The following is a 13,514-nucleotide window of genomic DNA, read 5'->3' as shown; positions in this document are numbered from 1 at the left end:
ATGAACCGCCTCAGTCCATCTACCATTTGTTTGGATGGTTTCGCCACAACCCCCTTTTGTACCCGGACTGTTCGTTCGGTCAAGTGGAGCCGTTCCACGACCAGACAATGACCGGACAGACCGCAAGCGGCGGAGACTCGCACCGACCGGCCGAACAGGGCACTCGAGCGGAGATCATGGACGCCACCTACACGGCGCTGGGGAAGCACGGGTACGCGGACCTGACCATCCAGACCATCGCCGACGAGTTCTCGAAGTCCAAGTCGTTGCTGTACTACCACTACGACGCGAAGGACGACCTGCTCGTCGACTTCCTCGACTGGCTCGTCGAGGAGTTCGCCTCCGAGGTCGGCGCCGACCCGGCCGGCAACCCGGAGGACCGCGTGCGCGACCTCTTCGGGATGCTCGTCCCCGAGGACGACGGCTCCGAGGGCATCCGGCTGTCGCTCCTCGAGCTGCGGATGCGCGCGCCGCGCGACGACCGGTTCGCAGAGCGGTTCGAGGCGCTCGACGAGCGCGTGCGGGAGGAGTTCGCGGCCGCCATCCGCGAGGGGATCGCCCGTGACCGGTTCCGCGACGTGGATGCCGAGTTCGTGGCCGACAACCTCTACTCGCTGGCGACGGGGGCGACCGTCCGCCAGCTGACCACCGACTACGACGGCGAGAGCGCCCAGCGTGGCCTGGATGACATCATCGACCGACTCCGTGCCTGAGTCAGTCGCCGCCGCGGAGGGCGACGAGCGCCGTCGCCGCCGCACCCAGTAGCAGCGCAACCGCCGCTCCCTCGCCCGGCCCGGCGACCGAGGCGGCGCCGACGACGGACCCGAGCCCGACGCCGGCCGCGATGGCGACACCGGCGACCGCCAGGCTCGTCGTCGCGTGCCCGCGCTCGACGGCCGACTGCCGGCCGGCACGCGCGGCGGTATCCGCCGTACTGTCCGTTCCTTCCCGGCCGACGAGCCCGTCCAGCGACAGCCCGAACTCCGCGAAATCCCACACCAGCACCGCCAGTGCCACCGCGGCGACCGTCCGTGCCGGGTCCCGGGTCAGGACCGCCGACCCCAGCGCGCCGGCCGCCAGGAGGCCCGCAGCCACCGCGCCGAGCCCCCGCTCCCCCCGGAGCAGGCCCACGCGTTCGGCCCCAGCCAGCGCCGCGAGGAGGACGAACGCGGGCGTGATGGCCAGCAACACCACCAGCGGCGTCACCACGCCACGGACGGCACCGGCCGACCCGGCGGCGTCGGTGAGGAACCCGGCCGCACGCACGAACCCGGGAACGACCCCGACGAGCGCACGCGTGGCCGCGCCGACCGCCGACGGGGCGAGGAGCGCCCCGAGCAGGACCCCCCCGGAGCCGACGGCGACCGCCAGCCATCCCGTCGGCCGGCGGAGCGCAGGCACCCCGACCGCGCCGAGCAGGACCGTCCCGGCGTAGCCCGCGGCCGCGACCGCGGCGAGGCCGCCCAGTGTCGCGTGTGTTGCCCCGTCGCGGGCCGCACTCGCCAGCCCCGGTCCCAGTGCGGGGGCGACGAGCGCCGCCGCGAACAGGGTGACCGTTCCACGGAGGAGCCACGGCCGGGTGGCGGCGACACGACCGGCCGGGCTCACGAGCCCGTCGGTGACGGCCCGCCGGGCCCACAGCCATGACAGCCCGAGGACGACGCCGGCCTCGGCGAGCGGCGCCGCCGGCCGGAGAACTCCGGGTGCCAGCGCCTCCAGCGTGCTGGTGAGCGAGGCCGCAGCGATGGGATTTCCGCGAACGGTGGCCGCCACGGCCAGGCCGAACCCGGCCAGCGCGAGACAGCCGGGCAGCCCGACCCCGGCCGCCAGCCGGGCCGGTGGCACTCCGAGCAGGACCGGGACGAGGACGAGCACCCCACCGGCCGCGAGCGCCGCCGAGAGCCCCACGACCGGCGGTGACCCGGCGGCGGTGACCGCGACGCCGCCGGCCAGCAGGAGGCCGCCGGTCCCCGCGAGGAAGGCCCCTGCCGCCAGCGCTGGCGGGCGCGACCGACCGAGCAGGAGCGCCGCGGCGCCCATCGTGACCGCCCCCTCGGCGACGACCGCGACGGACCCGATGGTCGCGACGCCAGCGAGCACGACTCCGGCCGCCAGTATCGCCGCAACGGCCGCGAGGGCACCACTCGTCGGCGTGGGACGCCGCCGGGTCGAGTCCCCCCCGGCCGTACCGGCCCCATCCGACCCGCGGGCGCCGGCGTCGGCCCGGTCGTCCGGTCGGTCGGTGGTCCTTCGTGCCACGGTCACCACTCCTGCAGCGTGCGAGCGAGCGCCTCGCGCAACGGTTCGTCCGTCCAGTCCACGACGCCGACCCCCTCCCCCCGGAGTTCGGCCGCACGGTCGGCCCGCTCGACCCCCGACAGCCGTGCGGCCGGCGTCGGCCCGTCGAGGGCCGGTGACAGCACCCTGACATCGTGTTCGTCGGCCCGGAGCGTCCGGACGAGCGACGCCGCCTCGTCGTCGAGGAGCGGCGAGCAGAACAGCACCCGCGCGCCCGACGGCAGCGCGGCCCGCAGCGCCGTGACCGGGTCGGCCGCGTCGCCCCCATTCGTACCCGGCGTGTGGCCGGCCTCGCCGCCGAAGACGGCATCGAGGTCGGGGTCGTACGCACCCGGCTCCGTGTCGTCGGGCGGGCGCTCGCCATCCGAGGCCCCCGAGGCTCCGGGTCCATCGTCCGCCGGTTCGAAGGCGTCGCCGAACGGGTCGCCGCCGTCGGAGCGGACGGTCGAGCGCCCGCCGTGCCCGCCACCGTCGGCCGCGTCGGCGCCCGTCGACGGTCCGCCCGGCCCGTCCCGTCCGTTCTCTCCGGGGGAGTCCCCGTCGCGCCGTGCCGGGTCGCCGGCCGCCCCGAGCGCGACGGGCACCTCGGCCGGGGCACGGGTCGCGCCGGGGCCGTAGGCATCGAACGCGCGCCGCCCCAGCGTCCGGTGGTCGACGCCCCTCCCCGGTCCGAGAGCGGCCGGCGCGTCCGGGATGAACCCGAGCGCCACCGTCGCGTCCCGCTCCAGCAGCGCCTCGAACGCCCCCTCCGCGGCGAACAGGGTGTACTCGATGGCGGTCGGCGCCGCGTCGTCCGCCCGCTGGAAGGTCGGCGCCGTGGCGTCGACCACGATGGCGACGGTCGCGGAGCGGTGCTCCCGGAACTCGACGGTCGCCAGCTCGCCCGTCCGGGCGAAGCGCCGCCAGTCGACCCGCGAGAGCGGGTCCGAGCGCTGGTACTCGCGGACGGCGTGGAACTCGACGCCGCCGCCCTTCGAGTCGGCAGCACCGTCGGCGCTGCTCACGTTCGGCGCGGCCGTCGCGTCGCCCGTGCCCGTCGCCCGGCAGCGGAGCCGGGACTCGGCCGGGAGAGCGGCGGTTTCGGCGTTCGCGCCCGCGCCGACGGCCGCCGCCCGGACCGGCCCGAACTCGTGGTCGCCGCGACGCGCGCGGACGGTGTACGTGAACGAGGCTTCCTCGCCAGGGCGGAGCGTCGTGACGGACGCGGCCACCCCCTCGACGACGCCGAGCGCCGCCGGGACGGCGTCCGCGAGCCGGCAGTCACGGAGCGCCGGCCCCTGGTTTCGGACGGTGACGGTCACCCCGACGCGCTCGCCGACCGCGGGACGTGCGGGGTCGAACGAGCGCCGGGCCTCCAGCTCGGGCGTCGGCGTGGTCGAGAGCCGGCCGTACGCGACGAACGCCAGCGGGACCGCGGCCGCCACCAGCACCGCACGGTTCTGTGTCACCACACCCAGCCCGAGCGCGAGGACCGCGATGCCCGCCGCGACCGCCCAGCGGCCGCCGGACACCGGCGAGGAGGGGTCGGCCGCCGCAGACTCGTCATCGGGGGCCGCGCCACGGTCGCTCACGCTCGCTCACCTCCGGCCGGACCGCTCGTCGCGTCCACGCCGTGCCGGGCACTGCCCGCACCCCCGGCGCCCACCGGGTTCGAGGGCGCCTCGGCGACCGTCGCCAGCGCGTCGACCGTCAGGCGAGCACGCTGGACGAACCGCGGCTCGGCGGCGAGTGCCTCGTCGACTCGGCGGCGGAGCGGCACCTGCACGTCGGCTCCGCAGAACGCTGCGACCGCCGGGTCGCGGGTCCACTCGCCGCGGCGGAAGTGGCTCCGGGCCGCCCCCTCGTCGAGCCCCTCGGCCCGTGAGAGGACCGTCACACCCGCATGCTCGACGGCCGCCCGGACGGTCGCCCGGTCGTCGGGGGCGACACCGGGCCCCTCGCGGGCCACCCGGTCGAGCGCCGCCGCCACGTCGGCACCCAGCAGCGGATAGTCGTCACCGGGCGTCCGTGTGGCCCGGAACGACGCGGCCGGGTCGACGGCCGCCGTGCCGAGTCGACCCCGGACGAGAGCCGCCGCGCCGACGGCCGTGCCGAGCGCGAGGACGCCGGCCGCGACGGGCGTGGCGGCACGGCCGACCGACGCGAGGGTCGCGCCGAGCCCCGGCGGGAGAACCGCTCCCGAACGGGCGAGCAGGCCCAGGGCCGCCAGCGCCAGCGCCACCGCCGCCAGCGCGCGCCGGCTCATCTGTCGTCACCCCGGTTCGTACCGGCGCCGTCGCGTCCGCCAGGAGCGTCGTCAGGTCCGCCGGAGACGGCCTCGCGGGAGCCGGCGTCCACCTCGCGGCCGGCGCGTTCGACCTCGCGGAACGCCTCGCGGGCCGTCTCCTCGGTCGCGGCCGGGTCGCGGCCGCCGTAGCGGACCGCCTCGAACGTCTCGCGCAACCGCGCGACCGACTCGGCGGGGAGCCCACGCCGCGCTGCCTCGTCGGCAACCTCGCCGGGCGCGCGGTCGGTCATGTCGAACGCGTCGGCGAAGCGGGCCCACGTCCGGTAGACCGCGTTCTCGTCGGCATCGGGCGCCGGAACGTCGGGCGGCGCCGACTCGTCCTCGTCGAAGTCCGGGACATCGATGTCCGGGCCGCCGAGGCGGCGCGCGACGGCCCGGAGCACGAACAGCCCCGCCAGCAACACCCCCAGCCGGAGCAGGCGCAACAGCTCGCGGGGGCGCGTCAGGAGCGAGCGGTCGACGGCGAGGTCGAGGTCGGCTGCCGCGAGGCCCCGCGAGGCGACGAGGGCGAGCCCCGCACCCAGCAGCGCCAGGCCGGCGAACCACCACGGCCACAGCGTCACCCGGTGGGCGCCGGTCGCCGCGCCGCGGCGGGCGCCGACGCTCGTCCCGAGCGAAACCGGGAGGTCGACCCTGATGGTGCCGTCCGCGGCCGTGCGGCCGACCGGCTCACCGCCGACGAAGACGGTCGCGTTCGCCACCGGCTCCTGGGCCAGCGTGACGTGCGTCTCGACGCTCCCACCCGGGTAGACGAGGCCGCGCGGCCGGACCCGGAGCCGGGTCGAGAGGTCCCGTGAGGCGTTCACGGCCACCCGGTCGCGCCGGACGGTCACGTTCAGGCGCTCGGCGTACGGCACCGGGACCGTCGCCCGCCCGCGATCGTCGGTCACGGCGACGCGGCGGCCGTTCACCCGGACCGTCGCCGTCGAAAGTGGCACGTCCGCCACTGACCCGCGGAGACTGACGTTCCCGCCCGGCCGCGGGTCGTCGGCGAACGCGAGGGCCCGCTCGTCGGTCCGGACCGCAAGCATCGCGGCCCCCGTCGCCGCGTCCCGGCGGACGGTGACGTTCGCCCGGGGCCGGAACGGTGCCGGGAACGTGGCCCGGCCGGTGGCGTCGGTCGTGTAGGTCTCCCCGGCGACCGAAACCGTCGCGTCCGCGACCGGTACGCCCTCGATGGCGGCCGTGACGGTCACCTCGCGGTCGGGCGCCGCGGCGGTCCGCGGGGCGAGCGCCACGTCGATGGAGGTGTTCAGCGGGAACGTGGTGTTCTCCGGGCGGGCGGCCGGCCGTGTGCCGACGCGGGATACCGCGCCCAACGCCCGGACGCTCGTCACCCGGCGGGGGGCGACACGGAGTGCTGACGCGTCGGGCGCCGCCGTCGCGGCAGGCGCCGAGGTCGCGGTGGCCGTCCGGACGCCGCCGGTTCCGGGCGCGAACCGTTCGGCGCCCTCGACGACGGTGACGGTGAACAGGACCTCGTTCGAGAGGTTCTCGATGGGGCCGCCCAGCGTCACCGAGCGACCGCTGTAGCGGAGGTCCTGGATGGTCCGGGGCTGGCGGGTGCGGGCCGTACCGCCATCGCCGCCGCCCGGCCCGCCGCCGGGCGTAGTCCCCTGGGGTGTCGGTGTCGCTATCGGGAAGTCGTCGCCACCGCCACCGGTGTCGCCGTCACCCGTCGCCGTGGCCTCGACCGGGCGGTGGACGCTCACCCGGAGCGCGTCCGCGTACGGGACGCGCCCGGTGACCTGCCCGGAGGCGTTCGTCACACCGACCGGGTCGCCGTTGAACCGGACCTGATGGTCGACCAGCGGGTCGCCCGTGTCGGGGTCGCGCGCGGTCACGGTCACCTCGTTGCCCGGGACGAGACGCCCGGCTACGTCCACGTCGGCGTTCACGCGGGCGTACTCGTCGTCACTCTGTCGGGTCGCGAGCGGTGGCCCGCCGAGCCCCGTCTGCCCGGGTGTCCGTGCCGCGGCCGCGCGGCGGGCGGCGGCACGCTGCCCGCCGAGGTCCGCCTCGACGCTCCCGCGCGCGGCGGCCCGCGCCGCGGCGGGCGTCGGGTCGAACGTCACCCAGCCCTCGCCCGGGAAGTAGACCTCGACCCACGCGTGGGCGTACTTCCCGCGGATGGTGTAGGTCCCGAAGTCGGTCCGCTCGTACGGCGAGTAGCCCGACACGTAGCGCGCGGGGACCCCCTCGGCCCGGAGCATCGCCACCATCCCCGTGGCGAAGTACTGGCAGTAGCCCGCCTCCATCTCGAAGAGGAAGGTGTCGGCGAACCCGTCGTCCGGGCGGCGGGCGTCGAGCGAGTAGCGCTTGTTCGTCTCCAGCCACCGCTCGACGGCGACGGCCTTCGCGTACGGCGTCTCGGCGCCCGCGGTGACGTTGCCGGCCAGCCGCCGGACCCGCGCCGGCGTCTCGGCCGGGAGCTGGGTGTAGCGTTCCGCGACGGCGTCGGGGTAGTCGGTGCCGGCGGCCCGGAGATCCGCGACGGTCCAGTTCGGCACCCGGCTGGTGACGGTGAAGGCCCGGCCCGAGCGGAGTTCGCCGGTCGGCTGGAGGCCGGCGTCGTAGACCCGCGTCTCGTCGGCGATACCCTGCCCCACGCGGACGGGTTTCCACGGCGCCGGCAGCGTCTGGACCGCGCTCCCGGTGCGAAGCTGGAGCGTCACGCGTCCGGCGTCGCCCACGGGGCCCGACAGCGGGCCGTCGTACGCCGTGGCGTTCCCGGTGCGCTCCCAGCCGCTCCCGGTGTAGCGGTCGTACGACATCGACCGCCAGTACGGGCGCTCGACGGCACCGACGGTCGGCTTCGTCGGCCCCTCGGACGGCGTCGGCGTCCCCTCCGCGCCCAGCAGCGTCCGCACGGCGGGGTTCCCGGACTGGTCGAGCAGCGGCGCCGCGGCGACGAGACTCACGACGCACACGCCGACCAGCACCAGCGACAGCAGCCCCCGCCGGTTCACTGCCGGTGGTGGTGGCGCGACCGTACTAATGCTGTTGGGTGCGGGAAGGCGCGGGTGCCACCCGTGAATCCGACCTCCGACTTCAACCCCCGGCAGGCCCCGGCCCGAACGCCGTACCATGGGGTGGTACGGGCGGATAGGACCCGCGCGCCCGAACGGGCTGGTATGCATCATACGCTCCGCCGCGACCACGTCGTGCTCCTGCTGGTGGTCGTCCTCGTCGTCGCCCTCTTGCCGGCCGGGTCCCTGGCCTCCCTCGCGGAGGCCGGCCTCTACGTCGCCCCGCTCGCGCTGTTCGTCGGGTCGCTCTCCGTCGTCGAGTTCCTCGAAACGCGCGGCGCGGAGTAGCAGTTCTCGCCGTCCGGGAACCATCGGTACCGCTACGCGCCACCGGAGCCATTCTCCGACCGGTGACGCTCATGCCCAACTGTCCACGCTGTGACTCGGCCAGCATCTATCCCATCCCGCTCGCCGGCGACCTGGAGGACTTCTACTGTCCCGCCTGCGACCGCTCGATAACCGGCCCACTCGAACGACCACGGCTCCGGGCGATGTGAGATGCGACGCACGGCCACCTGGGACATACGCGCCACGAAGGAGCTGGTCGACTCGTACCATCGGCGTGACCTGCTCACCCGGGAACAGGTCGCCGAACTGGAGAACCTGGTCGACCAGGGGGCGCCGGAACTCGCGCTCGACCTGCTCGCCGACATCGAACTGGACGCGCGGTGAACACGACGGCGACTGGGACCCGCCGCAGCGACATCAGTGCACTCATATCTCCGCTATCCCCCGCATAATAGATAGTATTCGAATACATCTAATATACGTTCGATATATCCGCATCGTCCACCGATACCTACGCAGCATCCACTATGCTGATATCGACGTGGTCTCCACTACGGGACCAGCAACACGACGGCGAGGAACAGCACGACGACGCCCAGCACGTCGCAGACGTTCGTGACGACGGGGATGACCACGTCGTCGGGGTCCAGACCCTGGCGGTAGGCGACGTAGGTCGCGACGAGGGTCACGAGGACCGCGAGAGCAGCGAGGGCCGCACCGCTGACGAGCGCCACCAGAACGACCCGTGAGAGTGCCAGCCGGGTGCCCCCGACGAGTGACTGGAGGAGCCACGCGCCGCCGCCGACGAACGGGAACAGGGTCAGCGCCAGCAGGACGGTCGCGAGCGCGTTCCCGGCGAGTCGGTCGTCGTCCGGGGCGAACGAGAGCGTCCCGAGATGGAACGCCGTCGAGAGCCGCGAGGCGAGCACGCTCCCGAGGTTCCCGGCGGTCCCGATGGTGACGGGGACGAGAACCAGCAGCGAGGGGTACCGGAGGAGCGTCGACTCGAACGACCCCAGGACGAGGCCGCTGACGAGTTCGACGAGGGTGAGCCCCAGCAGGACCGGGAGCGTGGCACGGGTGATGGCCCGGACCGTCCACTCGGTGGGCATCTACACCCCACCTCCGGGTGCGCCCACCACGATGCGGACCGCCAGCAGCAGGAAGGTCAGCCCGAACACGTCGCCCGCGGTCGTGACGATGGGCCCGACGAGCGTGTCGGGGTCGCGGCCGCGGCGGTAGCCGGCGAAGACGACGACCACGACGACGGTCGAGAGCGCGATACCCGAGAGCAGCCCCGAGATGAGCGCGATGCCCACGAGGACCGGCAGCGGCGCGGGCGACCCCCCGAGCAGCGTCAGGACGAGGAAGGCGACGGTCGCGGCGAACAGGCTCGCGAGCAGGCCGTTCCCGACGGCGGCAGCGACGGCCGCCCGCAGCCGCTCGTCGCCCGCGGCCACACGAGGCTCGACGAGCCCCTGGTGGAGGCCGGTGGCGATGCGGGCGCCCAGCGAGCCGTAGACGTTCCCGCGAGTCGCGAGCAGCGCGGGGATGAGGACCAGCAGGCCGTCGACGTTCCCGAGGTCCGCACGCATCCCGCCGAGGACGAGGCCGGCGAGGAGCCCGCCGACGGCCGACGCGGCGAGCGCCGGCAGCGCCTCACGATACGCCTCGCCGGCCACCTCGCGCACACCCATCGTTGGAGCCGTCGGGGGCGCCCCACTTCAAGCCGGGCGCCACGCCGACCCGCCGAGACAGCGCGACATGGTGGCGGCGAGACACCCCCCGGCGACGGGGGACCCACACCGGTGGCCGGCGGCGCTGCGTAGCCGGCGGGTTCAATACCGCTCCGTTCGGGTCTCCGCCGTGGACGCGAACCCCCGCGAGGCCGACGGGCCCGCCGACGCCGACGAGCGCCCGCACGTCCTCCTCACGAACGACGACGGCATCGACAGCCCCGGCCTCGAAGCCCTCCGGACGGCGCTCGCCGAGCAGGCACGGGTGACGGTCGCCGCCCCGACGACGGACCACAGCGGCGTCGGCCGCGCGCGCTCGGACACCGTCGAGGTGACCCGCCGCGACGACGACACGTACGCGGTCGACGGGACGCCGGCGGACTGCACCGCGTTCGGCCTGCGCGGGCTGGAGGACCGCCCGGACCTCGTCGTCTCCGGGTGCAACGTCGGGCCGAACTTCGACGCGTACATCCTCGGCCACTCGGGGACCGTCGCGGCCGCGGTCGAGGCCGCCTTCCTCGGGACACCCGCCATCGCCGTCTCCGCGTACGACCCGACCGGCTTCCTCCCGGACCCGGACGACCCGGAGGACTACGCCCTGCCCGCGGCCGCGACCCGCCACCTCGTCACGGGCGCGCTGGAAACGGCCGTCTTCGACGGCTTTGAGGGGTTCGGTGCGGCCGCCGGACGCAAGGCCACGAGCGAGCGGGCGGGCGAGCGCGTCGGATTCCTCAACGTGAACGCGCCCGCCATCGCCCCCCAGTCCGGCGTCGAGATGCGCGTCACGAGTCCGCTGACCGACTACGACACCCGCATCGAGCGCGACGGCGACACCATCACGTTCAACAACACGTTCTGGGCCTCCGCCGGTGTCGAGGCGGACCTCGGCCTGGACAACCCGCCCCACCTCCCCGCACACGACCCCGCGCAGTACCCCGAGGAATCGGACCGCCACGCCATCCTCGCCGGCGACGTGTCGGTGACGCCGCTGACGGCCCCGCACGGTGTCAGCCATCACGAGGCGCTCGACGCGCTGACCGACGGCTGGCGCTTCGGCGGGGATGGTCTCGACAGCTGAGACGCGGAGCCACACTTAACCCACCCGCGCCGGCAGGGTCGCGTATCCATGACAGAGACGCTCCCATTCACCCCGCTGGAGGAGATGACCCATCACATGGACCGGACGTTCGAGCCGTGGAACATGCAGGGGGAGATCGAGTCGACGGGGACCGTCGACATCCCGCGGCTCCGGGAGGCGACCGCCACGGCGATGGAGTACCACCCGCTCGCGAGCGCCCGCCGCCGCCCGTCCAGCCTCACCGACACCCGATACGAGTGGGTCATCCCGGACGACCCGGAGCCGCTCGACATCATCGAGGTGGACAGCGACGAGACGGCACTCGAGGCCGTCCGGAACCGCATCTACGGGGAGCGCTTCGACCTGACCGAGGAGCCGCCGGTCCGCATCTGCATCTACCGCGGCGACGGCATCGACGGCGGTGACCGGGTCCTCCAGTCGGTCAGCCACGTCGCGGGTGACGGGCTGGGCACGCTCCGGTACTCACAGGCGGTCTGGCAGGCGTACAAGGGCAACGAGCCGATGCGTGACCCCGTCACGCTGCAGGAGTCACGGTCGTTCCTCCAGGATATCGAGCCGAGCCGCATCGCCGACGCGGTGCAGGCGATGGACTCGCTGGCCCGACGCGCCCGCGAATCCATCACGCGCCCCACGAGCCTCGCGACGGACGGCGGCCGCGACGTGGACGGGTGGGGATACGCCCGGTACGACCTGAGCCAGGAGCTGACAACTCGCCTCGTCCGCGACCGCCCGGAGGACATCTCCGTCAACGACGTGCTGCTGTCGGCACTTCACCTCGCGATGGCCGACTGGAACGACGCCCACGGGAAGGTGACCGGCCGGCTGAGCGTGATGATGCCGGTCAACCTCCGGCCGAAGGAGTGGTTCCACCAGGTGATGGCGATGTACTCGATGTTCGAGTCGGTCCGGAGCGGCCGGGGCGACCGCCGCGACGCCGCGGACCTCCTCGACCACGTCTCCTTCCAGACGACCCGCATCAAGGAGCGCGACCGCGCCGCCGCGCTCTACAAGGCGCTCGCGCTGCTCCCCGACGAGCTCCCCATCGGGGTCCGCCAGGAGCTCCCCGAACTCCTCCGGGGCCCGGGGATGCGCCTGACCGACACCATCATCCTCACCAACCTCGGGAACATCCCGACGTACCCTTCGGTGGGGCCGGACACCGAGGAGCGGCCGTTCTTCACCCCGCCGTCGTGGCGGGGGTCTCCGGTCGGGCTGGGGGTGGCGTCGCTGGACGGGCAGGTGCGGATCTTCGGGCGCTACCTCCGGACGCAGTTCGATTCGGATGGCGCCGACCGGTTCATGCAGACGTACGCGGACCGTATCGAGTGGCTCGTCGAGGAGCTGGCCACGATGACGGCCGAGTAGGGACGGTCGCTCGGCTCAGAGCCGTCGGGTCTCCGATGTCGCCCGGACGAGCGCCGTGAACCTGACCGACGCCCGGCGGGACCACCGCCAGTAGCGCCGGGCGGCGAGCCCCGCGAGGACGCCACCCGCGCTGATGCTGGCGTTGAACCCGACGACCAGCAGCAGGTCACGGGAGACGAGCGTCCGGAACAGCTCCGTCGCGAACAGGCGCATCCCGAGCCCCGACAGCACGGCCACCACCAGCACGGTGAGGAGGACCTGCCGGTAGCCGTAGGCGAGGCGCATGTCCGAGGGGTCCAGCGGGAACGTGCGGGTCGAGCCGATGCGGCGGCGGAGCACCGCTCGGCAGGAGTCACGCGCGTGGCGGCAGCCCCGCCGGACACGGAGGAGCCGCCGGCCGAGCGGCCCGCTGTAGCCGGCCACGAGCGGCTCGGGTGGTCCCCGTCGGGTCGACATGACGACCCCAAGCTTTCGTGTCACAGTATATCAAACCGCGTCAGACAGCCGGCACACGCCCACCTCGACAGCGACACGCGACCGGGCGCGTCGGACGCCTGACCGACGGCGCCGGAGGGTTTTCCTCGGCCGACCCCCGAACCGGAGGCATGTCCGTGGGTGGGTCGCTGTACGTCGGGGCGGTGCCCAGCGACGGTGAGGGCTGGTTCGCGGCCGCGTTCGACGGCGACGGGCTCGCCGAGGCCGGCGCCCACGAGGGCATCGGCGCCTGCTGGACCCACTACGAGGAGACGGCCGCCCGCATCCTCGTCGGCGCGCCCATCGGCTCCGTCGGGAGCGACGGGAGCCCCCGCAGGTGCGACGAACTGGCCCGCGAGGTGCTCGGCGAGCGGGGACACGTGGTGGTCGACCCGCCCGTTCGCGAGGCCGCGCGCAAGCGTCGCTACCCGGCCGCGGCGCGCGTCCACGAGCGCGTGACGGGCCGGGAGCTGGCCGAGCGCGCCTTCGAGCTGGCCGACGCCGCCGCCGCGCTCGACGACCTCCTGAGCGAGGTCCCCGAGGCCCGCGACATCGTGGCCGAGTCCCACCCGGAGGTCTGTTTCACCGCGTTCGCCGGCGAGGCGCCCGTACACGCGCGTTCGACGGCCGGCGGCTACGCCGAGCGGATGCGCGCGCTCGCCGAGTTCGACCACGACGCCCCACCCGCGGTCCAGTCGGCCGCCGAGGCCGCCGGCGACGCCCGCGTCACCGTCCACGACGTGCTCGACGCGGTGGCGCTGGCCTACACCGCCCGCCCCGGTCGGTCGACGTTGCGCACGCTCCCGCCCGAGCCCCCGACCGACGCCGAGGGGCTTCCGATGGCCATCCACTACCGGGCCGGGGAGCCGCTGTAGGCCCCCGACGGTCGACCGTTCAGACCGTTCATCCCCCGTGAACGGCCCCGAACCGCCCGAACG

Annotated in this window: 14 protein-coding genes; 7 read left to right on the top strand and 7 right to left on the bottom strand. The window is 74.4% G+C overall.

Annotated elements, in window-relative coordinates; translation table 11 throughout:
- The first annotated feature begins 107 nt into the window (after positions 1–107).
- On the top strand, positions 108–713 hold the full coding sequence (locus NL114_RS12140; RefSeq protein ID WP_254821180.1) for a TetR/AcrR family transcriptional regulator: 606 nt from the start codon (positions 108–110) through the stop codon (positions 711–713).
- A 1-nt stretch (position 714) separates the two neighbouring features.
- Here the strand turns inward: NL114_RS12140 and NL114_RS21665 are convergent, their stop codons facing one another.
- From NL114_RS21665 to NL114_RS12120, 4 genes are read right to left on the bottom strand one after another with little or no spacing between them, the layout of a single operon-like run.
- A complete protein-coding gene (locus NL114_RS21665; protein ID WP_286671072.1) occupies positions 715–2,259 on the bottom strand; it encodes a hypothetical protein in 1,545 nt (514 codons plus the stop codon).
- 2 nt (positions 2,260–2,261) lie between these two features.
- Positions 2,262–3,869 (bottom strand): DUF58 domain-containing protein, encoded by a 1,608-nt coding sequence (locus tag NL114_RS12130; RefSeq protein ID WP_254821179.1) that lies wholly within the window; start codon positions 3,867–3,869, stop codon positions 2,262–2,264.
- On the bottom strand, positions 3,866–4,543 hold the full coding sequence (locus NL114_RS12125) for a DUF7269 family protein (RefSeq protein WP_254821178.1): 678 nt from the start codon (positions 4,541–4,543) through the stop codon (positions 3,866–3,868). Before NL114_RS12125 ends, NL114_RS12130 begins: the two co-directional genes overlap by 4 nt.
- Positions 4,540–7,554: a transglutaminase domain-containing protein gene (locus NL114_RS12120; protein ID WP_254821177.1), complete on the bottom strand. Its 3,015-nt coding sequence runs from the start codon at positions 7,552–7,554 to the stop codon at positions 4,540–4,542. Before NL114_RS12120 ends, NL114_RS12125 begins: the two co-directional genes overlap by 4 nt.
- A gap of 165 nt (positions 7,555–7,719) precedes the next feature.
- On the opposite strand from NL114_RS12120, the gene NL114_RS12115 reads away from it, so the two are divergent.
- From NL114_RS12115 to NL114_RS12105, 3 genes are all read left to right on the top strand, one after another.
- Positions 7,720–7,902 (top strand): hypothetical protein, encoded by a 183-nt coding sequence (locus NL114_RS12115; protein WP_254821176.1) that lies wholly within the window; start codon positions 7,720–7,722, stop codon positions 7,900–7,902.
- A gap of 71 nt (positions 7,903–7,973) precedes the next feature.
- On the top strand, positions 7,974–8,111 hold the full coding sequence (locus NL114_RS12110; protein ID WP_254821175.1) for a hypothetical protein: 138 nt from the start codon (positions 7,974–7,976) through the stop codon (positions 8,109–8,111).
- Between the two features lies 1 nt (position 8,112).
- Positions 8,113–8,286 (top strand): hypothetical protein, encoded by a 174-nt coding sequence (locus NL114_RS12105; protein ID WP_254821174.1) that lies wholly within the window; start codon positions 8,113–8,115, stop codon positions 8,284–8,286.
- Positions 8,287–8,453: 167 nt separating this feature from the next.
- Here NL114_RS12105 and NL114_RS12100 read toward each other — a convergent pair whose 3' ends face one another.
- Positions 8,454–9,014: a magnesium transporter gene (locus tag NL114_RS12100; protein WP_254821173.1), complete on the bottom strand. Its 561-nt coding sequence runs from the start codon at positions 9,012–9,014 to the stop codon at positions 8,454–8,456.
- Positions 9,015–9,599, bottom strand: coding sequence for a magnesium transporter (locus NL114_RS12095; protein WP_254821172.1), 585 nt, complete (start codon positions 9,597–9,599; stop codon positions 9,015–9,017).
- 169 nt (positions 9,600–9,768) lie between these two features.
- On the opposite strand from NL114_RS12095, the gene surE reads away from it, so the two are divergent.
- A complete protein-coding gene (surE, locus tag NL114_RS12090) occupies positions 9,769–10,716 on the top strand; it encodes a 5'/3'-nucleotidase SurE (RefSeq protein ID WP_254821171.1) in 948 nt (315 codons plus the stop codon).
- 48 nt (positions 10,717–10,764) lie between these two features.
- On the top strand, positions 10,765–12,102 hold the full coding sequence (locus NL114_RS12085) for a condensation domain-containing protein (protein ID WP_254821170.1): 1,338 nt from the start codon (positions 10,765–10,767) through the stop codon (positions 12,100–12,102).
- A gap of 15 nt (positions 12,103–12,117) precedes the next feature.
- On the opposite strand, the gene NL114_RS12080 is transcribed toward NL114_RS12085, so the two are convergent.
- A complete protein-coding gene (locus tag NL114_RS12080; RefSeq protein ID WP_254821169.1) occupies positions 12,118–12,558 on the bottom strand; it encodes a hypothetical protein in 441 nt (146 codons plus the stop codon).
- A 155-nt stretch (positions 12,559–12,713) separates the two neighbouring features.
- On the opposite strand from NL114_RS12080, the gene NL114_RS12075 reads away from it, so the two are divergent.
- On the top strand, positions 12,714–13,451 hold the full coding sequence (locus NL114_RS12075; protein ID WP_254824710.1) for a DUF429 domain-containing protein: 738 nt from the start codon (positions 12,714–12,716) through the stop codon (positions 13,449–13,451).
- Positions 13,452–13,514: the final 63 nt, after the last annotated feature.

Source organism: Haloglomus halophilum (genome assembly GCF_024298885.1).
Classification (GTDB): domain Archaea; phylum Halobacteriota; class Halobacteria; order Halobacteriales; family Haloarculaceae; genus Haloglomus; species Haloglomus halophilum.
The sequence above is the reverse complement of the archived record's forward strand: the minus strand, read 5'-3'. Positions and strand labels throughout refer to the sequence as shown.

What these genes read in the sequence shown, in the direction of transcription:
- NL114_RS12095 (WP_254821172.1), bottom strand. Translation starts at nt 9,599, where the DNA reads ATGGGTGTGCGCGAGGTGGCCGGCGAGGCGTATCGTGAGGCGCTGCCG.
- NL114_RS12140 (WP_254821180.1), top strand. Translation starts at nt 108, where the DNA reads ATGACCGGACAGACCGCAAGCGGCGGAGACTCGCACCGACCGGCCGAA.
- NL114_RS12100 (WP_254821173.1), bottom strand. Translation starts at nt 9,014, where the DNA reads ATGCCCACCGAGTGGACGGTCCGGGCCATCACCCGTGCCACGCTCCCG.
- NL114_RS12110 (WP_254821175.1), top strand. Translation starts at nt 7,974, where the DNA reads ATGCCCAACTGTCCACGCTGTGACTCGGCCAGCATCTATCCCATCCCG.
- NL114_RS12125 (WP_254821178.1), bottom strand. Translation starts at nt 4,543, where the DNA reads ATGAGCCGGCGCGCGCTGGCGGCGGTGGCGCTGGCGCTGGCGGCCCTG.
- NL114_RS12080 (WP_254821169.1), bottom strand. Translation starts at nt 12,558, where the DNA reads ATGTCGACCCGACGGGGACCACCCGAGCCGCTCGTGGCCGGCTACAGC.
- NL114_RS12115 (WP_254821176.1), top strand. Translation starts at nt 7,720, where the DNA reads ATGCATCATACGCTCCGCCGCGACCACGTCGTGCTCCTGCTGGTGGTC.
- NL114_RS12085 (WP_254821170.1), top strand. Translation starts at nt 10,765, where the DNA reads ATGACAGAGACGCTCCCATTCACCCCGCTGGAGGAGATGACCCATCAC.
- NL114_RS12105 (WP_254821174.1), top strand. Translation starts at nt 8,113, where the DNA reads ATGCGACGCACGGCCACCTGGGACATACGCGCCACGAAGGAGCTGGTC.